Genomic DNA, 25376 nt, shown 5'->3' with positions numbered 1-25376 from the left:
GTCATCTCCCTGTTTTTAGAGAACTTTTCCACCCTCCCGCGCGTTATACAATCGGAGTGCAACCCATGTAAGCATCACGTCGCCCCTTTCGTCCTGGCCCGCACCCTTCAACTGGTGAGACTCCGGCAACAATTTAAAGTATAACGAATATGGCTATCAGCAATGGAATCAAAGGTATGATAAGCGGCTCAGCCGGAGACCTTACATACTCAGTCAAGGGGGGCGAACTCGTCATTTCCGCCCGCGTCTCAAAGATGACTAATCCGCGCACTCCGACGCAGATGATCCAGCGCATCAAGTTCCCCAACATCGTCGCCCTCTACCGCTCCTTCCGCGGCTTGCTGGACGAGTGCTTCGAGCAGCGCCGCCGCAAGGATCGCAAGAGCCTCGTCCCCATCTACAACCGTTTCATCGGTGCCAACCTCTTCTCCCTCCCCGTCTATCTGACGCGCACCGAATCCGCCACCGGCTATTGCATCGCCGCCCCCTCCTTCGGATTCAGCTCCGCCCACGGCTGCCTCTCCCACGGAGAGGACATCGGCCCCGGCGCCTTCGCCTGGGTGCACACCCGATACACTCCCGAAGGCCTGCAAGCCAGCACGCAACGCCTCGTCCTGCACACCCCCCCTCTTCAGCCTCTGCAACAGCGACACCGCCCTACAGCGCGCCCTACGCTCCTACGGTGCCCGTCCTGTGCCCATCGCCCCCGATGCGTCGTCGCCCGTCCGGCTCCCCTGAGAAGAAAAAGATCTTCCCTGAAAACGAAGAAGACCTCTTCTGAAAACGAAGAAGACCTCTTCTGAAAACGAAGAAGCTCCCCCTTAAAAAAAGAAAAAGATATCCCCCGAAAATAAAAAAGGATGTAAAAACAGAGATGTTTCTATTAAAACGTGTTATAAATGCGCCGTTTTCGCACACTACGCTTGCAAATCCCGAAAAAGTCCGTACCTTTGCAACGTGTTTTTCATAGTATTAGATTTAAGGTTAACAAGGTTGGAGTACAGCGGTACTCCTTTTTTTTTGCCCATACGCTAATTCTACGCCAACTTTCCGCCAACCTTACGTCAATCCTACGTCAATCCTACGTCAATTCTACGCCAACTTTACACCAGCCTTATGTCAACTTTACGTTACCTCTCCGCTACTTCTCCGTTAACTTTCCGTTAACTTTCCGCCAACCCTGTCCTCCTGCTGACCCTTTTACCCGACGCCCCATTTCTCTCTTCACTTCCTTTTCACTCCTTCTTCACTTCCTTTTCACTCCTTCTTCACTTCCTCTTCACTCCTTTTGCGCTTCCCTCTTTTTCCCTCCTCACTTCCTCCTCACTCCCCCTTTTTCCCCCTTCTCTCCCCCCGTCCCCCTCGCTTTTCCTGCTTCGAAGACGGGGAATCCCTCCCCCTTTTCCGCGCCTGTCTCCAGAGCGTGGATCCTGTCCCGTAACATTACGGTTATTCTACTGATATATAGCCGTTTATTCATATCTCATGTAACATACGAAAAGAAAAATGTTACATCCCTGAGAAGGATGTAATATCATCGAAAAAACGTGTTATACCACTCTATAAAGGGATTTAGGGTTATTTGATACTTTTGCCCCACGGAAGAATTTATGCTGATGCAGGGCAGCCCGCACTATCGGAAACACCCCTTGTCGCGAACGATTTTACCGCCGGACAAATACCTCCGGAAACAGAGTATAGCTAACGTGATTTTTAATTTAAAAAAACAGAGCGCTTATGAAACATGAGTATGACGACAGTTGAAAGCTGCGGGCAAGAGTCTGATGCAGACACACCCGCCCTCCACACACGAGAGAGAATGTAGTTATTAATATCTTAAACTAATGGTAATGAAAAATGTAACTAAGACAATTAAAAAGATTCCTTACCTGTTCCTTTTGATGCTGCTGAGTTGCCTGCCAACTCTGGCTCAAAACGGAGTGACTGTAAAAGGTACAGTCTATGATGCTAACGGAGAAACCGTAATCGGTGCTTCCATCGTTTTAAAAGGAAACAATTCAATAGGTACGATATCAGATATAGATGGAAACTTTACGTTAGCAGTGCCGCATGAAAATGCAACCCTCATCGTCTCATACATCGGTATGAAGTCGCAAGAAGTGAAAGCCAACTCAAAAACCCCGATGAAACTGACACTCGAAGACGACAGCCAGCAACTGGAAGAAGTCGTCGTAGTAGGCTTCGGACAGCAGAAGAAAGCATCAGTCGTAGGCGCCATCGCCCAGACCAATGCCAAGACTTTGGAACGCACGGGAGGCGTCACAAGCCTCGGACAAGCTCTCACGGGTAACCTGCCGGGCGTAGTCACCATGACCACCACCGGAAAACCCGGTGACGAAGAACCCGAAATCACCATCCGAGGCGTATCCTCCTTCAACAGCACACAGCCACTCGTGCTGGTAGACGGCATCGAACGCCCCATGACTTCGGTAGACATCAACTCCGTAGCATCCATATCCGTGCTGAAAGACGCATCCGCAACGGCAGTGTTCGGCGTGCGCGGTGCCAACGGCGTCATCCTCATCACCACCAAGCGCGGTGAAGAAGGAAAGGCAGTCATCAACGTCAACGCCAGCACCACGCTCAAGACCTACTCCAAGTTGCCCGACATGATGGACGCCTATGACGCCCTCTCCCTGCGCAACCAGGTCATCGAGAACGAACTCGCCTACCACCCCGACTCTTGGAGCTACTACCTCACCCAAGACCGGCTCTACAAGTACCGCCATCCTGCCAATCAGGCCGAAGCCGAACGCTACCCCAACATGAACTGGGTAGACTACCTGCTCAAAGACGTAGCCACCTCATACACGGCAAACGTCAACGTCAGCGGAGGTACGAAATTCGTCAAATACTTCGCCTCCGCCGACTTCGCCCACGAGGGAGACATCTACAAGAAAGTCACCAACGTGAAAGGATACGATCCTGGATTCAGCTACGACCGTATCAACGTGCGAAGCAACCTCGACTTCAACCTCACGAAGACCACCAAGCTGCACGTCAACCTCTCAGGCTCGCACGCCGTGAAGAAAGCCACGCAAGGGTTGTACGAAAACCTCGTCTGGAGCGCATTCTATGGAATATCCCCCGACGCCTTCGTGCCCGTATACAGCGACGGAACCTTCGGATACTACCAGCCTAACCCCACGCAGGCTGCCACCAACAGCTACGAACAGCTCAGCGTGAACGGTATCGGATACACCACCGACGACCGGCTGAACACCGACTTCACCCTCGAACAAGACCTCGGATTCCTCCTCAAAGGACTCAACGTGCAGGCAAGGCTCGCCTTCGACAACGCCTTCCGCGAAACCGGACGTGGCGTAGACGACACCACCGACTGGGAAGACGAAGCCCACAAATGGATCGACCCCGAAACCGGACAGGAATACACCGACGTCAAAACGGATGCACTCTACAAGTTCGACTTCATGAACAACAACGCCTGGAAGATCGGAGCCGGTTCCGTGCAAAACTGGGCCACTTACCGACGCATGGACTATTCCGTACAGCTGAACTACTCCAACAAGTTCGGCGACCACACCGTGGGAGCCATGGGAAACTTCAGCCGCGAACAGTATGCCACCGGTAGCGAACAGCCCTACCGCCGCGAGAACTGGGTGTTCCGTGCCACGTACGACTACGCCAGCCGCTACATGATCGAGTATAACGGCGCATACAACGGCTCCGACCTCTTCGCCGCCGAAAACCGCTTCGCCTTCTTCAACTCCGGCGCCATCGGATGGATGGTTTCGGAAGAACCCTTCGTGAAGAAACTCAAACTGAAGTGGCTCGACATGCTGAAACTACGCGCTTCCTACGGACAAATCGGTAATGACAGCCTATACGTGAACGGAAAATCCTATCGCTGGGGATACATGGACATCTGGAACAACGGAGGAAACTACCGTCAGGCACTCACCGGAGTAGACCCCGCCCGAAGCCCCTACAACTGGTGGCAGCAGACACAGATAGGAAACGATAACCTCCAATGGGAGATAGCCACCAAACTCGACGTCGCCGCCGACTTCGCCCTCTTCGGAGGCGTCATCTCCGGTTCGTTCGACTACTTCCAGGAAAAACGCACCGACATCCTCCTGCCCGGAAACAGACGTGCCGTGCCTTCCTATTTTGGTACCGAAGCCCCCATCGCCAACCTGGGCAAGATAGACAGCAAAGGTTTCGAACTGGAACTGCGCTGGAACAAGCAGCTCACGCGCGACTGGCGACTCTGGGGTAACGCCTCGCTCACCCATGCCGTCAGCAAGGTGATCGATGCAGACGACCCCAGCCTCATGCCGGAGTATCAGAAACAGGCCGGAAAGCCAGTCAACCAGAACTATTCCTACGCCGACCACGGCTATTACAACAGCTGGGACGAACTCTACGGTAGTACCGCGCACGACGAGTACGACGCCAACCGCAAGCCGGGCAACTACATCATCCTCGACTACGATGCCGATGGCGAGATCACTCAGAACGACAACATCCCATACGGCTACACCGGAGTGCCGCAGAACACCATGAACCTGCAGGTCGGCTTCGACTACAAGGGATGGAGCTTCTTCGTGCAGTTCTACGGCGTGAACAACGTGAGCCGCACCGTCGGCCTGACCAGCTTGGGCGGCACGCGCAACACGGCATTCTTCGAAGGCAGCTACTGGAGTCCCGACAACCAGAGCGCCGATGTGCCTCTGCCCCGTTGGCTGAACCAGACAAGCCGGTATACCGATGGCACGCGCTTCCTCTTCGACGGTTCATACACGCGTCTGAAATATGCCGAACTCTCTTATACTTTCTCCAAGGAGAAGTGGCTGAAGGCTTCGGGATTGAGCAGCTTGAAGTTGTTTGTCAACGGTAACAACCTCTTCCTCTGGACCAACATGCCCGATGACCGCGAGTCGAACACCGGCGGATGGAGCGCATATCCTACCCAGCGCCGTTTCAACTTAGGATTCAAAATCACACTTTAATCTAACTGAAGATGAAAAATAGAATATATCATATACTTTTCGCATTGTTCCTTGCCGGTTTCGCCTCTGTGTCGTGCACCGACTATCTGGAGAGGGATTCCGATTCCGTCCTGACCAAGGAAGATGCGTTCAAGAACTTCAATAACTTCCAAGGATTCATTGAAGTCATGTACAACGTCATCCCCGATGTGGCAAAGCACAATTGGGTAAGCTCCTTCAACTGGGGTGAAGACGAGGTGATCACCACCGGTAACGGTGAGTATCTGATGGGCTATGCCATCGACGGCGGAAACTACCGTTCATATATCAACAAGAGCGACTGCTTCCTGGACCGAAACTGGACCTTGGATGGCGACCGCTTTGCCAAGTCCCTCTGGGGTGGCGGTTGGTATGCCATCCGTCAGGCAAACTTGGGTCTTGAGGCTTTGCAGAACGGCCTGCTGACCGATGCCACACAAGAAGAACGCAACTTTATCGAAGGCCAGCTCTACTTCTTCCGTGCTTGGTTCTACTTCCAGCTGACCACCTACTGGGGTGGCCTGCCCTATATGGAAAGACCCCTTTCGCCCGTCGAACTGTTCAACCTGCCGCGCGAAAGCTATCAGGAGAATGCCGAGAAGATGGCAAGAGACTTCCAGCGCGCAGCCGAACTCCTCCCCATCGACTGGGACAATACAGCTACCGGAAACCGCACGAAGGGAAACAACGCTTTGCGCCCCAACAAGATTTGGGCCCTCTCTTATATGGGCAAGTGCCTGCTGTATGCCGGTAGCCCTTTGATGGAAAATGGTGCGGAAGGCAGCGGACGTTCCTACAATGCGGATTACTGCAAACGTGCTGCCGAGGTTTTAGGACAGGTGCTTGCCATGGTAGAGGGCGGTCAGACGCAATATGCTCTGGTAGACTTTGAAAATTACAGCAACCTCTTCTATACCAAAGAGCAGAACTGGCTGATGCCGGGCGGTACGGAAGCCATCATGCGCAGCCCTACGTTCAGTGCCGACTCTTATTGGCGTCAGATGAACTCCTACCAGCTCTCCTTCATCTGTGATGGCGACGGCATCATCCTCTGTCCGGCTGCCAACTACGTGAACTATTTCGGTATGGCAAACGGCATGCCTCTCGATGATCCCAACTCCGGTTTCAGCAAAGAGCAGCCTTGGAAAGGCCGCGACCCGCGCTTCTACAACAACTTCATCTACGACGGCGTGCGCCAGATGAAAACAGTAGGCGACTTCAAGGAGTACGAGTTCGCCAACCTCTACGAAGGTGGCAACTGTTGCAATGATCCGCAGAAGACCAGCCGTACGGGTTATTTCAACTATAAGTTCATCCCGATAGGAGCCAATAAGGGCGACCAGGACTATGGTTATGGAAAGGCCACCCACTTCCACTTGGCATGGCTGCGCTTGGCAGAGGTCTATCTACTGTATGCCGAAGCTGCCGCACAGGCTTATGGCTCGGCCAACGGCAAGGCTACTACGTTCTCGAAGAGCGCCGTAGACGCAGTCAATGTGATTCGCGAGCGTGCCGGAGTAGAAGGCGTGGCAAGCCACTATACGGCCGACTTGGAGAAATTCATGGGAGAAGTGCGCCGCGAGCGTGCCGTGGAGCTTGCTTACGAAGGCCACCGTTTCAACGACCTGCGCCGTTGGAAACTGCTGACCGAATATCCTTATAATATCAAGACCAAGCAACTCTTTGACCGCGCGGAGGAGTTCGACCCCAAAGCCGATCCGAAGGAACGCAAAGTCAGAAACTTCCGCGAAGAGGTAGTGACGGAACGCAAATTGCGGGCTAAACACTACTGGCTGCCGTTCAAGACGAGCGATGTGACGATGTATCCGGAGTTCTATCAAAATCCCGGTTGGTAATGGTTTTACATAAACATAAAGACTATAAAAAATGAAACATATATATAAAGGACTTGTATTCTGTGCGGCTCTGGCTTTTGCCAACACACACGTTGCCGCCCAGGAGACGCTGGCCGACTTGGTGGAAGCCGCCCAGGCTGATACGCTCCAGAAGGTGCAAGTGGCATTCCGTTCCATCAACTCCGACGACCTGTTGGGTGGAGTGTCTGTCATTGACATGAAGAAAATGTCGGAAAAGGCATATACAAACTACAGTCTGAGCTTGGTTGACAATGTGGTAGGTGGTTTCAACGGCAATATCTGGGGAAACGACGAATATTTGGTGATTGTGGACGGTATGGTGCGCGACGCGAACAATGTGCTTCCCCACGAAATAGACCAGATCACGCTGCTGAAAGGGGCTGCTGCCGTAGTGCTCTACGGTCCTCGTGCAGCCAAGGGTGTCATCTCCATCACCACCAAGCGCGGTGAGGTGGGCGACCTCCGGATCAATGTTCATGCCAACACCGGTTTCTATACCCCCAAGTCGTATCCCAAATACTTAGGGTCGGCAGAGTATATGACGCTCTATAATGAGGCACGCCTCAACGACGGTTTTGCCGCCAATTACTCTCAGGAAGATATCTATAACCATGCTTCCGGTGTGAATCCCTACCGTTATCCCAACTTCGACATGTACTCTTCCGAATACCTGAAAAAGGCGTATAACCGTTCGGAGGCGATTGTCGAAATTTCAGGCGGTAGCGAGAAAGTGAAGTATTATACTTCTACGGGTTACTATCGTGAGTCTTCGTTGCTGAAGGTGGGCAATACGGAAGACAACTACATCAGCCGCTTCTTTGTACGTGGTAATGTGGATATGAAGTTGCACAAACTCATTACCGCACAGACCGATGCCAATGTCACCTTCTACGATTCGTATGCGGCGAATGTGGACTGGTGGGGGCAGGCTGCTACGTTGCGTCCTCATCTGGTATCACCGTTGATTCCGCTGAGTTTCATTGAAGAGGCGGACAGGAACTCGCTGAATACTGTGCTCAACAGTAATTATCTTCAGGGTGGCAAGTACTTCTTCGGCGGTACGCAGCAGAATCCCACCAATCCGGTGGCGGATGCTTATGCTGCCGGCGACAATAAATTCGTGAGCCGCCAGTTCCAGTTCAACACGCGTTTTGATGTCAATCTCTCTCCGTTGCTCAAGGGACTCTATTTCCGTGTCAAATATGGTATTGACTATGCTTCTACCTACGATCAGGGCTACAGCAGCAGTTATGCCACTTTTGCACCCGTATGGAGTACTTATAATGGAAAAGAAGTTATTTCGGGCATCACGCAGTATGGCAAGGACGAGAAGAGCGGCAGCGAAAACATCAATAACTCGGCCTACCGTTACACATACAATGTGTCCGGTCAGTTCGACTATCAGAACACCTTCAACGAAGACCACAATGTGTTCGCTATGGTGCTTGCCAATGCTTGGCAGACCCAACAAAGCGGCCGCTATCACCGCACCACCAATGCCAACCTGGGTTTCCAGGCATCCTACAACTATCGGCACAAATATTACGTGGACTTCAGTGCTGCGATGCCTTATTCCACCAAGTTGCCCGAAGGCAATCGTGCTGCATTCTCGCCCACGGTCACTTTGGGATGGAACCTGGCAAAGGAGAATTTCCTGGAGAACTCTGTTTTCGATAACCTGATGCTTACTGCTTCCGCAGGCATCATCAATCAGGATCTTGACATCAAGACCAGCGACAATGAAGATGGTTACTACCTGTACAAGCCGATTGTGCAGTCCGGCGGATGGTACAGTTGGGGAGACAATGGCGGTTTGGCTGCCACTGAGTTCCAACGTGGAGACGGTTCTGCCATGACTTACGTGAAACGTAAAGAGTTCACCGTAGGATTGCGCGGTTCGATGTGGAACAAGCTGCTTACTTTTGATTTCAACTTCTTCAACAGTAAGATGGATGGCGGTCTGGCACGCACCAGCTCCCTCTATCCGATCTATTTCACGCAGGTGGGTTATCCTTCCTCTTCTATCATTCCTTATGTGAACTTCAATGCGGACAAGCGCACCGGTTTCGATTTCAGCGTATATGCCAACAAGAAAGTAGGCGAGGTGGATTTGACACTCGGCGTGAGCGGTATGTGGTACAAGAGTATTGCCGAGAAACGCGACGAGAACATCGAGTTCGAATATCTGTCGGCTGTAGGCCGCGCGCTGAACGGACATTGGGGCTTGCAGAGCGAAGGGTTCTTCAATGACCAGGCCGAGATTGACGCAGCTCCCCAGCAGACGTTCGGCGACGTGAAGCCCGGCGACATTCGCTATAAGGACCAGAACAATGACGGCAAGATTGACGATAACGACCGTGTGCTCTTAGGACGTTGGGATTCTCCGTTCATGAGCGGTATCAACCTGACTGCCAAATGGCACGACTTTACGCTCTATGTCATGGGTAATCTTTACGTAGGCGGCTACGGCATGAAGGACAATTCTTACTACTGGGTGAAAGGAGACGGCAAATACTCGGAAGTGGTGCGCAACCGCTGGACTCCCGAGACGGCAGCCACAGCCACCTATCCCCGCCTGACGACGACCGGTGGCGAGAACAACTTCCGCGCGTCCGACTTCTGGATGTATAAGAACGACCGTTTCAACCTCTCTCAGATACAGCTCACTTACACCATGCCTGAAAAGGTGTTGAGAGGATCGTTTGTCAAAGGACTGAGTTTCTTTGTCAATGCAAACAACCTGCTCACCATCGCAAAAGAACGCAAGGCATTGGAACTGAATGTGGGTAGTGCGCCTCAGATGCGTTTCTATCAACTGGGTCTTAAGGGAACGTTCTAAGAGAATGATAATTTAATAATGTAGATTGAAAAAAAAGCAAGAAGTTATGAAACTAAAAAATATCATCTTATCAGCGGCATTCCTGATGGCATTCTCTGCTTGCGACGACCTGTTCGAGCCGGCAGTGGAAAACTTCAAAGAACCGTCTGATTTGGAAAACATGCCTTCGTGGGCGGTCGGTTTGCTGGGACATGCCTACATAGGCAATCCGCTGGGTGAGAACGCCAACAACTGGTCTTTCACAGAGGTGGCTACGGACGACGCTGTGTCCAATGACGTGAACAATGACTATCGGAAGATGGCTGCCGGTTCGTGGCGTTCGGACAATACGCCCGGTGACCTGAACCGTTGGCAGAACTTGCGTGCCTCTTGGCAGTATCTTAACCAGTTTCTGGAGATTTCCGAAAACGTGGAATGGGCCAGAGACCCCAAGGCTTCCGAGCTGTTCCGGGTACGTTTTCAGGGAGACGCATACGGTATGCGTGCACTCTATATGTATCATTTGTTGATGAGTTGCTCCGGTTGGACGGCAGACGGACAGTTGCTGGGTATTCCTATCCTGACGGAGTCGGAAACGGTTAATTCAGACTTTAACAAGCCGCGCAATACCTTCAAGGAGTGTATCGAACTGCTGAACGAGGATGTGGAGAGAGCGATTGAGATGCTTCCTGAGGAGTATGGCGATCTGGATGTGAATACGGGTGTGGTGCCTGACAAATATGTACAGTTGGGGGCGGATGTCTCTTTGTATAACCGTGTATTCGGCGACCATGCCAAGAACCGTATGAGTGCCCGTGTGGCACGTGCCATTCGCGCACAGGCGGCTCTGCTTGCTGCCAGTCCTGCATACAGCGAAGGTTCGGGCGTGAGTTGGGAACAGGCTGCCGACGCTATGGCCCAAGTGTTGGCCAATCTGGGAGGCAATCCCATTGCCGGCATAGACCCTACGGGAAACAAGTGGTACGAAGATCACAACGGTATCCAGAATATGAAAGCCGGATATAACCGTCCTGAAATCTTGTGGAGAAGCAACAAGAACGAGAGTGCGGACTTGGAGAAAGACCAATATCCTCCTTCTCTGTTCGGAAAAGGCCGTGTGAATCCTTCGCAGAATCTGGTAGATGCTTTCCCCGCAGCGAACGGTTATCCCATCAGTGACCCGCAGAGTGGGTACGATGCACAGAATCCGTATGCCAACCGTGACCCCCGTCTGGCTTTGTACATCATTTACAACGGCTGTCAGGCAGGTTCGGCAAACGATGTCATCACTACTGCTGTCGATGGCAACAACAATGATGCCATGAATAAGTTTGACGGTGCTTCTACGCGTACCGGATACTATCTGCGCAAGTTCCTGGACATGAACGTGAACGCTAATCCGAGCAATACGACCAACGGTTTCCATATCAAGCCCTGGATTCGCTATACGGAAATCTTCTTGGGGTATGCCGAAGCTGCCAACGAGGCATGGGGACCGCAAGGAAAGGGTACTCACGGCTATTCCGCATACGATGTGATCAAAGCTATCCGCCAGCGTGCAGGCTTAGGCAAGGATGGTGTCGATCCCTACTTGGAGTCGGTGAAGGGCGACAAGGACAAGATGCGTGAGCTGATACGCAACGAACGTCGTCTGGAACTTTGCTTCGAGGGATTCCGTTTCTGGGATTTGCGTCGTTGGAAGGTAGAGCTCAGCAAGCTGAACGAAACCGTACGGGGCATGAAGATCACCGGAACCAACTACGAAGTGGTAGATGTGGAGAAGCGTGATTACAAGGACTACATGTATTATGGTCCTGTACCTTATAGTGAGATATTGAAGTTTAATGCACTCATCCAGAACAAGGGATGGTAAGCGGCAGTAAACGAACTTATATAAACTGAATAAATGAAAATAGCAATGAAAAAATCATTATGGATACTGGCCGCTATGGCGGGAACCTTGTTCACTGCATGCGAGAATGGCGACTGGGAATTTCCCGACTATAAATATTCTGCGGTTTACTTTGCTTATCAAAGTCCCATCCGCACCATTACTTTAGGTGAGGACAACTCAGTTGACAACTCGTTGGACAATGAGCATAAGTGCCAGATTATGGCCACGGTGGCAGGTGTATACGAGAATAAGAAAGACGTGGAAATAGGTATACGGGTAGACAATACCTTGTGCGACGGTTTCAAATTCGAAAGCACCGGTGGCGACATCATTCCGATGCCGGCTTCCCACTATACGTTGGGCGGTGACAAGATCGTCATCAAGAAAGGCAATATATTGGGAGGCGTTACGGTGAACCTGACCGACGCTTATTTCAATGACCCGAAGTCGGTGGAGTTGAACTATGTGATTCCGGTGGTGATGACCGGTGTGCAGAATGCCGACACCATCTTGCAGGGTAAAAAGCAGGTTGATAATCCGGTTCGCTTGAACAAGGAAGATTGGGAAGTGCAGCCTAAAGACTATGTGCTTTATGCGGTGAAGTATATCAGCAAATACGATTCGCACTACTTGCGCCGTGGAGTGGATACGTATAGCGGCAACAAGACCGGTACGGAAGTGCGTCATAAAGCGTATGTGGAGAAAGATGAGGCTATTGACGGATTCAGCACCCTGGGCATAAACAAGGTGCAGTGGGCTCGTCCTACCAAAGATGCTGCCGGAAAGAATGTTGAGGCAAATCTGGTTCTTGCTTTCGACGAGAGCGGCAATTGCACGGTCTCTTCCAATTCGGAAGGTGTGGTAGCCGATGGTAGCGGAAAGTTCGTTGCCAAAGGAGACAAGAACAGCTGGGGCGGTAAGGACCGCGATGTGCTCTATTTGGATTACACGATGGATTACGATGGCATCCATTGTGCCACTAAGGATACGTTGGTGGTTCATTACCGTGGTGTGAAGGCCGAATGGTTCACTCCCGTGAAGAAATAACTTTAGGGTTTCTTATTTTAAAAAAGTATTTATATGAAATATACGAAAAATATCTTAGGAACAATGCTTCTGACGGCTGTCGTTACTGCTTCGTGCGTAGACGACAAGCCGCTGGCATTCGAGGTTGAGAAGCCTGCCTCTATTGCAGGGATGGAGTATCTCAACGACTATGATGTATTGAAGAATTATGTAAGCAGCAGTGCCAATCCCGACTTTAAGTTGGGAATTGCACTGGCTGCAAGCGACTACATTGCCGGAGGACAAGTCACTCAGTTGGCTAACAGCAATTTTGTGGAAATGACTGCCGGCAATGCCATGAAGTATGCTTCCTGTGTGAATGACGCAGGTGAGATGAACTTTGATGCGGTGGAAAATTTTGTTACTGCCGCAAAAGCAGGAGGACTTACCATTTATGGACATACGTTGGCTTGGCATTCGCAGCAGAGACCGAAGTATTTGAATAAACTTATTGCCCCTATTCCTTTGCCTATTGACCCTAATGCCAAAAATAGTTTTATTGAATATAATACTAATGGAGCAGGTGAAAACATTTGGGATAAGCAGGCTACGTATATGCTTCCTGTGGCTTTGGAACAAGGTGTGAATTATACTTTCAAAGTAGATATAAAGGCTTCAGAAGAATTCGAAGGTTTGGAGTTTTGGCCGATTTGGTCAGCTAGTCCAAACAAAGATCAATGGGGAGGAAGTAAAGATGTACAATATTTAGGTGCAAAAGGAGCTATAGGTACTGATTGGGCCACTTATGAATGGAACTTTACTACTCAATTTACTTTAGATAAACTACAAATTGTATTCGGTAAGTTTGGAGGTAAGGTTTACTTTGATAATTTGGTACTTGTGAAAGATGGAGCAGATGATAATCTTATTGATAATGGTGATTTTGCAGAAGAAACAACAAATGGTTGGGGAAACAATTGGAATGGTCCTTCATTTCAGATTGTATCAGAAGGCAATGATAATGCTGGCTTTTGCTTAAAAATGACTAATAATGAAAAGAAAAATAATAATTGGGATTCACAAGTGTGGTATCAATTTGACAAACCGTTGACAGAAGGAAATTCATATACTTTTACTGCTAAAGTCAAGGCTACGGATTCATATAATTGTACTATATTTATGCAGTCGTCTACAGGTGGAGCACAAGGTTATCCTGGTGGATTTAATATTGGTACCGAATGGACTGATGTAAGTTTTACATTTACGCCAGAGCATAATCAGGTGGATAAATTTACTTTCAATTTTGGTGATTTTGTGGGAACTATTTATGTAGATAATGTAATATTCTCAGATGGTACATCTGATATGTATGTTTCAAACTTTGAAAACCAGTCGATTGAGGGATGGATTAGTTGGAATGGATATCAAGCATTGTCTGCAGAAGGAGAGGGATATTCTTCTAATCAGACAAGTATTGAACTCACTCCCCAAGAGAAAAAAGAAGTTCTTACTGCGGCTATGAACAATTGGATAGAAGGCATGATGAAAGCTACCGATGGTTATGTAACTACTTGGGATGTAGTGAACGAAGCCATTTCCGGTGGTGGTGATGACGGCGAAGGTTTCTATACGTTGCAGTCCGCATCTAATGCCAGTGCAGATGATGCTAAGAACAACTTCTATTGGCAAGACTACTTGGGCAATGAAGATTATGTTCGTATTGTCGTAGCTGCTGCCCGCAAGTATTACGCAGAAAACGGAGGTACCGCTCCTTTGAAACTCTTTATCAATGACTATAATTTGGAATCCGATTGGGATGACAATAAGAAAGTGAGGAGTTTGGTACACTGGATTAAGAAGTGGGAAGCGGACAATGTGACAAAGATTGACGGTATCGGTACACAGATGCACGTAAGTTGTTATGCCAATGAGGCTACTCAGAAGAGTAAAGAAGAACATGTAGTAAAGATGTTCGAGATATTGGCAGAGAGTGGTAAGCTGGTGAAGATTTCCGAACTTGATATGGGTTATGTAGATGAAAATGGAAACAACGTGAAGACGGAAAATATGACCGAAGCTCAGCATAAGGCAATGGCAGAATATTATAAGTTCATTGTGAAGAAGTACTTCGAGATTATTCCTGCTGCCCAACAGTATGGTATCACTCAGTGGTGTATCACTGATGCTCCCAGTGATTCAGGCTGGCGCGGCGGTGAACCTGTCGGTCTGTGGGATTCCAACTACAGCCGTAAACATACATACGCAGGCTTTGCAGATGGTTTAGCCGGAAAGTAAATTATCATGGAGTTTTAATAAAAGGCAGCGGAGGGATAATGCCGCTGCCTTTATTATTTTTATAAAAATCAAATAGCCATGAAGAAAGTCTTATTTATTTTGAGTTTAATTATCGGGTATAGTTGCAGTAGTGAAATACCTTTTGATAAAGATGGAGCAGAAAATGCTGTTACGAGGAGTGCTAATGATAGTGTTTACTATTTAGGTTTTACAGATTCAGATATTGTAGAAGATTTTGCTTTTACTCCCAAAGGTACTACACAACCTGTTGGAAGGACTTTATTATCTTATGTTGAGGTTAATGGCATAAAGACTGTATTACAACCTGAAATTGTAAGCAAACCTTCTTGGGTGAATTACGCTATATGTTCTCAATATAATGAAATATATGTTTTATTGGTAATGACAGAAGATAATATCTCTTCTTTAAGAAGTGGTAGTATTGTGTTAAAACAGCCAATATCTAATAAGACATTAACAATTGGGATTACTCAAAACGGAATAAATAATTATATAAGAGTTTCTGTAGAACAAACCTATAATAATCGTTATCTATTTACAGCTACTTCTACTTATCCTGTAAAAGACGAAGTTAGAGTCAGAGTACCGTTTGAAGTCTATAACGACGGAGGCAAATTAGATCACGGAGCCTTGATGGTTATTCCCAAAGGTGGACAGACAGGTACTTACCTGATGGATTTCAACGCTTCTCCTTTGGTTTATTATCACGGCGATCTGAAAGGATATAACCTCTTTGAAGGAAGTATCACTGGAGATGATGTTTATACCTATGAGTTTTACCGCTATTGGTAATTGAATGAACGACCGTGAGGCTATAAGTGGCATGCAAACAGATTAAGAGTTATTCCTGTGGAGGAATATTGCTTACAAAACACTTGTGAAACGCATCTTATTTTAATGCATCAAAAATGCCTCACTGAGTGAACCCCATTCAGTCAGGGACTGAAACCCTTTCACTCCCTGAGTCAAACCCTTTCAGTCCCTGACTCATTATCCCCCCTCTCAGAAGGCTTCTGAGAGGGGTTTTGTATATAGTCGAGTATAATAAAACAGAAAGTAAATATAACTTATGTCCAGCCTGCCAACTTGCAAGTCATCCGGGAAAAACATTCATTCTTGGATTATTATCCCTGTATTTGCGCAAATTAATGCCGAAATTTATAATTATTCTTCAATTTTAGCAACTAATTCTGCATTTAGTTTCTCATCCTTTCCCAACAACTGCCTCACGAGACGGTAAACTGTTGTGCATGGATTTTGATTGGCATAGCGAGTTTTATCTTCTTTGCAGCCATAGCCTTACAATTTAATCGTTAAGAATATAAGGAATGGCTCCATAACGGCCGGCAATATAATTTCTCTCGTAGTTTGCATCGTTGCGAGGCTTTGTGCCATCAGGAAGTACAATATCCATTAAGCTATATAAATCCGTCTGCTCTTTGGAATCTTTCTCTGTAAACCAGATCTGGTCGCGTCTGAGAATTTTCTGCGACAGTAGGTGTGTGTCATGAGTGGTAAAAATCAACTGGGCGTTCTTAGGATTTGTTTCAGGACTCTTCCACACAGATTCCCTCTTCATTTCTCACAAACAACATCTGCTCCTTGGAACGAGGTACGGTTTTGCGGAACAGCCACTCTTCTACTATTCGATCTTGATTATATCTGAAACCATACCTATAACAAAACTCCCCTTTAAGGAAAATAACCTCAAACATAGTAGGACGCGCATTGCCCTCCAAAAGAAGAAATGGATCATATTCCAATTCTTCATTATCATTTAGCTTCACAGACAACAATACACATCTTGCCATGGTGTGCATAGCACTGACAAGATTGGATTTACCACTCGAATTCGCCCCATACAATGCAAGCGAGTGTAGTAGAATATATTTGTTATAATCAAATATATTAGTCTTTGAACATTCCTTTCTTGCATCTCACCACTTTCCTCCATCCCCCCAACCCTTTGTAAAGCCCAGAAAGGCCTGAAAGCCCCAGAATGTAACAATGCAAGAAAGATGTGACAATACAAGAAAGATGTAACACCAGCGAAAAATTATGTAACATACGATACAGGGAGCATAGCCATCTATTTCGTATATTTGCAACCGGAAAACCCCTTCCAAAGTGAAGCGCCAACATTACATTTAACACAAGTTTCGCAAGCTTAACTTTCGCAGCGAACAAGGCACCGAAGAGACGAATCGACAAGGAAGAGATGCTCGCCATCCCCCCGATGCCATAATCTGCACTTCCCCCCTTGCAGACCTGCCAACCGAGGTCTTGCCAACTAAGAAGCTGAACTTGCGGAACTAAAATAACTTAATTACTTAAAGAAATATCATGAACAGAAGAAAAAGAACCCTATCCCTATTGCTTTGTCTGGTTGCCTCGTTTGCAACCACGTTTGCTCAGGACAAGCTCTATCCGAACACCTTCCCCCTGCGGCAGGTCAAGCTGCTGGACGGCCCCTTCAAGCAGGCATGCGACTTGAACGTCGATGTGCTCCTGCAGTACGACACCGACCGCCTGCTTGCCCCCTTCCTGAAAGAGGCGGGACTTACCCCGAAGGGAGAAAGCTTTGCCAACTGGATTGACCTGGACGGGCACGTCGGAGGACACTATCTCTCGGCACTCGCCATTCACTACGCCGCCACCGGAAACGAGGAGTGCAAAAGACGCATGGACTACATGGTCTCGGAACTGAAACGCTGCCAGCAGGCACACGGCAACGGATATGTGGGAGGAGTGCCCAAAGGCATGGAAGCCTGGAAGGAGATTCAGAAAGGCAACGTAGGCATCGTCTGGAAATATTGGGTGCCTTGGTACAATCTGCATAAGACGTATGCCGGACTGAGGGATGCCTGGGCGTATGGAGGCAGCGAAGAGGCGAAAGAGATGTTCCTCTCCCTCTGCGACTGGGGACTGGGTATCATTGCACCGCTGACTGACGAACAGATGGAACAGATGCTCGGCAACGAGTTTGGCGGCATGGACGAAGTGTATGCCGATGCCTACCGGATGACGGACGACGTGAAATATCTGGATGCCGCCAAGCGCTTCTCGCACCGCTGGCTGCTGGACAGCATGGCGGCGGAAACGGACAATCTGGACAACAAACACGCCAATACGCAAGTGCCCAAGGTCGTAGGCTACCAGCGGATAGCCGAGCTTAGCGCCTCTGCCGGACGGAGCGGCGATGCCGATACCTACCGGAAAGCTGCCGATTTCTTCTGGAACACCGTGACGGGCAAGCGCACCCTCTCACTGGGAGGCAACAGCCGCCGTGAGCATTTTGCCGCCGCCAACGACTGCAAAAGCTACGTGGAAGACCGCGAAGGTCCCGAATCCTGCAATACCAATAATATGCTGAAACTGACGGAAGGACTCTTCCGCATGTCGCCCGAAGCACGTTATGCCGACTTCTATGAGAGAGCGATGTACAACCATATCCTTTCCACCCAGCATCCCGAACATGGAGGATACGTCTACTTCACCTCGGCACGTCCGGCACACTACAGGGTGTATTCCGCCCCCAACAGCGCCATGTGGTGCTGCGTCGGCACGGGGATGGAGAACCACGGTAAGTATGGCGAGTTCATCTACAGCCATGAGGGAGACAACCTCTACGTCAATCTCTTTGTAGCCTCCCGACTGGACTGGAAGGAGAAAGGAATCACCCTGACGCAGGAGACCGCCTTCCCCGACCGGGAGACCAGCCGTCTGACCCTGCACATGAAGAAGGCAGTGAAAGCCCGCTTGCTGATCCGCCATCCGTGGTGGAGCAAGGCGGGAGAGATGAAGGTGGTGTGCAACGGAAAGGAGTATGCCGCCGGTTCGCAACCCTCAAGCTACATTGCCATAGAGCGGAAATGGAAGAACGGGGATGTCATTGAAATCACCATGCCGATGAAAGTGACCGTGGAAGAGTTGCCCAATGTTCCGGAGTACATCGCCATCATGCGCGGCCCCATCCTGATGGGAGCACGTATGGGAACCGAACATCTGGATGGCCTCGTGGCAGACAACAGCCGTTGGGGACACATCGCCCACGGACCGCTGGTGTCGGTATTCGATACCCCCATCATCATCGGAAGCAAGCAGGAGATAGAATCCCGCTTGGAAGGCATAAAGCCGGTGGAAGGGAAGCCGTTGTGCTATACCGTGCCGGGACTCTTCACCGACAAATACCGTGACCTCCAGCTGGAGCCGTTCTTCCGCATACACGATTGCCGCTACATGATGTACTGGCTCTCCATGAGCCAAGCCGCGTATGCCGATGTGCAGAAGGCGATGCATGAGGCGGAGCAGCGCAAACTGTTGCTCGACCGCCGCACGGTGGATGCGGTGGCAACCGCCGAGCAGCAGCCGGAAGTAGACCATCAGCTCAAGTACGAGAAGTCGCAAACCGGACATTTCGAAGGTGAGGCGTGGAGAGACGCCCGCGACGGCGGATATTTCCAATACAACTTGCTGACGAACGGCGAAAAGGAGCTTTCCCTCATGGTGCGTTATTGGGGCAATGAGAGTGCCAATCGCTCGTTCGACATCTTGATTGACGGCGCGCTGTTGGCAGAAGAGAATCTGGTGGGCAAATGGAAGAAAGCGGAACTGGTGAATGTGGAGTATCCCATTCCCGCAGGGATGCTGGAAGGGAAGCAGTCGGTCACGGTCACTTTCCGAAGCAAGCCCGGCAACATCGCGGGCGGAGTATTCCATGTGCGGTTAGTGAGAAATGAGTAATCAGTCAGTTAGTTATAACAATCCATATGAAAAGCAAAAACATTTTGTTGAGTTTAGTGGCAGGGGCCGCCTTTTGTGCCTGTGCTACTCAGCCTGCGGTGAAGGAAGAACCTTCTCTAAAGGCGGTGTTGGGAGACAAGTTTCTGATCGGGGTGTCGCTGAACACCCGCCAGTCTTCGGGACGCGACACGGCTTCCCTGAATATTGTGAAGAGGCATTTCAATTCCGTCGTAGCGGAGAATTGCATGAAGTGCGAGGTCATTCATCCCGAAGAAGACCGTTATGATTTCCGTCAGGCGGACGAGTTTGTGAAGTTCGGCGAGGAGAACGGGATGTTCATCATTGGGCATTGCCTGATATGGCATTCCCAGTTGGCGCCGTGGTTCTGTGTGGACAAGGAGGGGAAAGAGGTATCTCCCGAAGTCCTGAAGCAACGCATGAAGGAGCATATCTCTACCATCGTGACCCGCTACAAGGGCAGAGTGAAGGGATGGGACGTGGTGAACGAGGCTATTCTGGAAGATGGTTCTTTCCGTCAGAGCAAGTTCTATGAGATTCTGGGCGAAGAGTTTATCCCGCTGGCATTCCAGTTTGCGCACGAGGCGGACCCGGAGGCGGAGTTGTACTACAATGACTACAACATGTCCTCCGAAGGTAAGCGGAACACCGTGGTGCGATTGGTGAATGAGATGAAAAGCAAAGGACTGCGTGTGGATGCAGTAGGTATGCAGGGACACATGGGCATGGATTATCCCGATATGGAGCAGTTTGAGCAAAGTATTCTTGCCTATGCTTCCACCGGTGCCCGGGTGATGATTACGGAGTGGGACATGAGCGCGTTGCCCACAGTGAACCGCACTGCCAACATCTCCGACACATTGGCCTATCGGAAAGCACTGAACCCCTATCCGGAGTCTCTACCCGACAGCGTGTCCGAACATTGGAATGCAAGAATGGAGGCCTATATGAACCTTTTCATCAAACATGCCGATGTCATCAGCCGTGTGACCGCATGGGGCATCAGCGACAGTGATTCCTGGAAGAACGGTTTCCCGATAAAGGGACGCAAGGATTATCCGCTGCTTTTCGACCGTGACTATCAGCCGAAACCTTTTGTCAAGGAGTTGTTGGAAAAGAAGTGATGAGGGGGTACGGCATAACTGCTTTTCATCACAGATTACGATAGATTACTGTCGGTTATCATAGAATTACCCGGATTCTTACAGATTGTTTCACTTATTCTGATAAGTGTATGTGAAGAAAAATCTGTGAGAATCCGGGTAATCTGTATGGCTTCCTTTGGTTTTAATTGTTTTATTCCTGCTCCGGCTTTTGTTCCTGGTTTTGTTCCTGGTTTTGTTCTTGGTTTTGTTCTTGGGTATCGGACATTTCAGATTGTTTCTCCATATACGCCGAAGGGGTGACACCGTATAACTCCTTGAATGCCGTAGAGAAATAGGCTATATTGGTGAAACCCGTAAGGAGGGCGACTTCCGTAATATTCTGGCGCTTGTCCTTCAGCAGTGAGGCAGCCTGCTGCAGGCGTACGTTGCGTATCAGGTCGCGTGTGGACTGGTTGGTAAGCTCTTTCAGCTTGCGGTGCAGGTGCACGCGGCTTATGCCGGCATTGTTGGATATCATTTCGACGTTCAGATCCGGATTGCTGAGGTTGGCGTTGATAATCTTCATGACTCTTTCCAGCAGCTTCTCGTCGGGCGACTGCACGTTCAGCTTTTGCAGCTTGTCGGTCTGTATCTGGTTTCCGCTGAAACTGTTCCGCAGTATTTCGCGGCTTTTGATCAGGTTCATTGCGGTCTTTCTCACTATCTCAATGCTGAAGGGCTTCACGATATAGGCGTCTGCGCCTGTCTTCAAACCCTCCAGGTTGTCTTCCTCTCTCGACTTTGCCGTCAGCAGGATGACAGGGATATGGTTTATGGTTACGTTCTGTTTGATTTTGCGGCAGAGGGTCAGTCCGTCCATCTCCGGCATCATGATGTCGCTGATGATCAGGTCCGGCGCCTTCTTATGGATGAGGCTGAGTGCGTCTTTGCCATTGGTGCACTCTTGCATGTGGAAGTTCACTGCCAGCTCGCGACAGATGTATTTCCGTATCTCTTCGTCATCTTCCACCACCAGCACACGGCACTTGGTGCGCGAACGTACCTTTTCTTCCGCTTCGCCGGACACCGATTGGACAGGCACTACATCAGCAGTATGCGCAGGTATGATGAATTTCTGTGCTTCTTCCTCTATCTCTTCCGGTTTCAGATGTGCGCAGCCCAGGGGAAGGCGGATGATGAAGCGTGAACCTTTCTTGCCTTCGTTGTTCTCGGCGGTGATGATACCGTGGTGCAGTTCGACCAGCGAGCGGCTCAGATGCAGCCCGATGCCGGTGCCTACGTTGGAGTTGTTGTGGCTGTTGCGTATCTGATAGAAACGTTCGAATATTCTTCCTACCTCTGCGGGACTGATGCCGATTCCACTGTCTTCCACTACGATTTCCAGGTAGTTTCGCAGGGCTTGTGAGGCAGCGGCAGGGTCTTCGCCTGTGTGCAGGAGGATGTTTATTTCGCCGTTGTCCGGAGTGAACTTGAAGGCATTGGAGAGGATGTTCATGATCACCTTGTCGAAGTGCTTCGGGTCTATCCAGAGCTTCTGTTCCTGCATCTCCGGCCGGAAGTTGAAGGCGATGTTCCTGGACTTTGCCTGCGGTTCGAACGTATTATACAGGTCGCGGACGAGGAACACGATGTCCGTCTCCTGAAACTTAAGCAGCATCTGTTTCTTGTCTATCTTGCGAATGTCCATCAGTTGGTTCACCAGGCGCAGTATGCGTTCGGCGTTGCGGTAGATGGTGTAGTAGTTCTTCTGCCGTTCGTTGTCCTTGTCGGTGGCTATCAGCTTTTGCAGCGGGCTGATGATGAGCGACATCGGTGTGCGTATCTCATGGGAGATATTGATGAAGAATTGCAGTTTGGCTTCGTTGATCTGCTCGGTGTGTATGTGCTCCATGATCTCGTGCTTGACGCGGATACGGTGGCGCGTCTGCATGATGATGGCATAGATGATAGCGGCTGTCAGCAGGACATAAACGACCCATGCCCATGCAGATGCGTACCAGGCGGGAGAGATGGTGATGAGGATCTCCTTTGTGTCCGAATAGGAGGCGTAATCTTTGGATTTCACCATGAAGCGATAAGTGCCGGGCGCCAGGTCGCTGAAAGATATCCGGTTGCTGCCCGGATGCAGGCTGACCCAGTTGGCGCTGTTGTTGAAGGTATACATGTAGGTGATACGCTCGGGGCTATAGAACTCCATGGCAGAGAACTCAATGCTGAATGAGTTGTCCTTGTGTGACAGATGGAAATGTTTGGCGTCCATCACGGCAGTGTCCACAATCTCTCTGCCGCCGGACTTCATGCCTTTCTTCACGGTCTTGTTGTGAAGGTAGAAGTCGGTGATGCGTATTTCCGGTTGCTTGTTGGGGTTGCTTATGCGGGTAGGGTCGAAGTAGGTGATTCCGTTTGTCCCGCCGAAGATGAACTCACCCTCCTTGGTGACGAAGGCGGCTCCCTTGCTGAATTCGTTTCCTTGCAGTCCGTCGCTTGCATGGAAGTTGATGAAGCTCCGGATGTCTGGGGTGAACCGACTGATGCCATTGTTGGTACTGATCCAAAGATGCCCGTTCGTATCCTCTTTGATGCCGCAGATGAAGTTGCTGGGCAGTCCGTCTTCTATCGTATATTCATTGACTTGGTTCGTCTTCGGGTCCAGCGATTTCAGTCCTTTGTCAGTTCCTATCCAGATGTGTCCGTCGCGGCTTTCGTATAGGGCATAGATCACGTCACCATAGAGTATTCTTCTGTTCTTCAGGGGAGATACGAAGTCCATATTCCGTATGTCCAGGCAGCCTAAGCCGTCGTATGTGCCGATGTAGAGTCGCTCGTCCGATGTATGTAGCAAGCAGTTGATCCAAGAGTTGTGCAACCTGTTTATCTGGTTCCAGTCCGATTCTTTGGTAGGTGATTCCCAGTTGTTCACTCTGCCGGTACTGATGTCGATGTTGTAGAGCCCGGCACCCATTGTTCCCACCCATAGGGTTTTCCGGTTGTCTTCGGCAAAACTGTAGACACTCTCTACAGGAGCGGACTTTTCGTCCAGCAGGTTGATGTATTCGCAGTGGCCGGTTTGGGTGTTCATCTTCGCCATGCCGTTCATGTAGGAGCCTACCCAGAGATTGTGGTTGGAGTCTTCGAAGATGCTCATGATGGTTGCGGGCACCGAGTGCGGGGTACCTTTGGGGGCGAAGTGGCTTTTCAGGCTCCCGTCGGGGGCTATGCCATAGATACCGTCGTTGTCTGTTCCCACCCAGAGGATGCCTGCGTGATCCTTGCACACCGACATGACGCAGTTGGAGCCTATCAGGTCGTGCATGGAAGATTTATAGCCGATGTAGTTGAACTGGTTGGTCATGGGGGGCATAAGCATGACGCCTTTCTGGAAGAAGCCCAGCCACAGGTTACCCATCTTGTCTTTCAAGATGGAGTGGATTTTTGAGCGGTTCAGGTTGAATAGGGTGGTATTGAAGTTGGTTTCTTTGATTCGTTTTTTTTGTATGTCATACGTCTTCATGCCTTCGCCGTCGGTACCGATGTATATTTCGTTGTGTGTGGAAGGATAAAGTATCTTGACGGGCAGGTTATGGTTGGGCGCGTAGGTGATCGGGCGGAATGAGTCGGTCTGCGGATGATAGACGAACACACCCCGTTTGAGGCTTCCGATGTAGAGTCTACCGTGTTCGTCTTCGCAGATGCTGGAGACGGTGTTGAGGGCTATGCTGTTTTCGTGGATGTATTGCTTGGTTTGCCCTTGTCGGTCTATACGGAAGATACCTTTGTCGCCGGTGGCTATCCATAAATTCTCTTGCCGGTCTTCGTAGATGCAGTGGATGAGGCTGCTGGTTACGAGGTGTCTGGTTTGCAGTCCCATTATTGTGTCGCCTTGTTCCTTTAGTTCAAACAGGCTGTGTCCGGCGGTGCCTATCAGTATGTCTCCGTTTTTCCGTTCGAGCAGGGTGGATATGTTGGGAGCTGCCAGTGTGCCGTCGGAAAACTTCATAGAGATGTTGGTGAACCGGTCGGTGGCACGGTCGTACAGCTGCAAGCCGTTCAGGCCACCCACGAAGAAACGTCTGCGGCTGTCTTCAAAGACGATACGTACATAGTTGCTCAGCAGTGAGTGCGGATTGTTTTTTTCGTTCCTGTATATGGTGAATTTAGCGCCGTCGTACTGATTCAGTCCGTCTTCGGTAGCTATCCAGATGATGCCGTCCTTGTCTTGATATATCTTGTTGATCATACTGCTGGACAGTTCATTGTCGGTGGTGAACATCCTTCCTTCTTGTCCGTGGGAGGGGAAGGAAAGGAACAAACTCAGCAGGCATAGTATGAATATTGTTTTCATATAGTATAATGTTTGAGCTACGAACTGCAAGTTACAGGCTACAAAGGGGTAAGCTACGAACTACAGGGTTACGAGTTACGGGTTGTAGGGTTGTAAACTACGAACTGCGAAGCTATGATTTAGGGTTGCAAATATACACAATCTTCTTTACATTTACCTTAGAGCCTGTTTGAATTTTCTTCAAAAAGTCTTTTATTCAGCTTCTTTTGAGTTTCTTTCCGGTCATTTAGACACTCCGCATTTTC

Annotated in this window: 12 protein-coding genes; 10 read left to right on the top strand and 2 right to left on the bottom strand. The window is 49.7% G+C overall.

All coding sequences use genetic code 11. The features are described from left to right. The first annotated feature begins 149 nt into the window (after positions 1 to 149). The 8 genes from QZ323_RS05710 (at position 150) to QZ323_RS05675 (ending at position 15714) form a co-directional block, all read left to right on the top strand. Positions 150 to 803, top strand: coding sequence for a hypothetical protein (locus QZ323_RS05710; protein ID WP_294633548.1), 654 nt, complete (start codon positions 150 to 152; stop codon positions 801 to 803). A gap of 1041 nt (positions 804 to 1844) precedes the next feature. Then, positions 1845 to 4994 carry a TonB-dependent receptor gene (locus QZ323_RS05705; RefSeq protein ID WP_294633547.1) on the top strand — a complete coding sequence of 1050 codons (3150 nt, stop codon included), beginning with the start codon at positions 1845 to 1847 and terminating at the stop codon, positions 4992 to 4994. A gap of 11 nt (positions 4995 to 5005) precedes the next feature. Further along, complete coding sequence (locus QZ323_RS05700; RefSeq protein ID WP_294633545.1) at positions 5006 to 6868, top strand: RagB/SusD family nutrient uptake outer membrane protein; 1863 nt, start codon at positions 5006 to 5008, stop codon at positions 6866 to 6868. Positions 6869 to 6899: 31 nt separating this feature from the next. Next, the gene (locus QZ323_RS05695; RefSeq protein ID WP_294633544.1) at positions 6900 to 9728 is read left to right on the top strand and encodes a SusC/RagA family TonB-linked outer membrane protein; all 2829 of its coding nucleotides are present in this window, start codon (positions 6900 to 6902) and stop codon (positions 9726 to 9728) included. A gap of 46 nt (positions 9729 to 9774) precedes the next feature. Further along, positions 9775 to 11580, top strand: a complete 1806-nt coding sequence (locus QZ323_RS05690; protein ID WP_294633542.1) for a RagB/SusD family nutrient uptake outer membrane protein — start codon at positions 9775 to 9777, stop codon at positions 11578 to 11580. Between the two features lie 45 nt (positions 11581 to 11625). Continuing rightward, positions 11626 to 12648 carry a DUF5627 domain-containing protein gene (locus tag QZ323_RS05685; protein WP_294633540.1) on the top strand — a complete coding sequence of 341 codons (1023 nt, stop codon included), beginning with the start codon at positions 11626 to 11628 and terminating at the stop codon, positions 12646 to 12648. Between the two features lie 33 nt (positions 12649 to 12681). Continuing rightward, positions 12682 to 14901, top strand: a complete 2220-nt coding sequence (locus QZ323_RS05680) for an endo-1,4-beta-xylanase (protein WP_294633538.1) — start codon at positions 12682 to 12684, stop codon at positions 14899 to 14901. A 78-nt stretch (positions 14902 to 14979) separates the two neighbouring features. Further along, positions 14980 to 15714, top strand: a complete 735-nt coding sequence (locus tag QZ323_RS05675) for a hypothetical protein (RefSeq protein WP_294633537.1) — start codon at positions 14980 to 14982, stop codon at positions 15712 to 15714. Between the two features lie 755 nt (positions 15715 to 16469). Here QZ323_RS05675 and QZ323_RS05670 read toward each other — a convergent pair. Continuing rightward, entirely contained in the window at positions 16470 to 16733 is a 264-nt protein-coding gene (locus tag QZ323_RS05670) for a hypothetical protein (protein ID WP_294633536.1), read from the bottom strand. Between the two features lie 532 nt (positions 16734 to 17265). Here QZ323_RS05670 and QZ323_RS05665 point away from each other — a divergent pair. Further along, complete coding sequence (locus QZ323_RS05665; RefSeq protein ID WP_294633535.1) at positions 17266 to 19665, top strand: glycoside hydrolase family 127 protein; 2400 nt, start codon at positions 17266 to 17268, stop codon at positions 19663 to 19665. Positions 19666 to 19691: 26 nt separating this feature from the next. Further along, entirely contained in the window at positions 19692 to 20807 is a 1116-nt protein-coding gene (locus QZ323_RS05660; protein ID WP_294633534.1) for an endo-1,4-beta-xylanase, read from the top strand. A 172-nt stretch (positions 20808 to 20979) separates the two neighbouring features. Here the strand turns inward: QZ323_RS05660 and QZ323_RS05655 are convergent, their stop codons facing one another. Continuing rightward, on the bottom strand, positions 20980 to 25131 hold the full coding sequence (locus QZ323_RS05655; protein WP_294633533.1) for a two-component regulator propeller domain-containing protein: 4152 nt from the start codon (positions 25129 to 25131) through the stop codon (positions 20980 to 20982). Positions 25132 to 25376 lie beyond the last annotated feature (245 nt).

Source organism: uncultured Bacteroides sp. (assembly GCF_910585845.1).
GTDB lineage: Bacteria > Bacteroidota > Bacteroidia > Bacteroidales > Bacteroidaceae > Bacteroides.
This window is presented reverse-complemented; position numbering and strand designations above follow the sequence as displayed.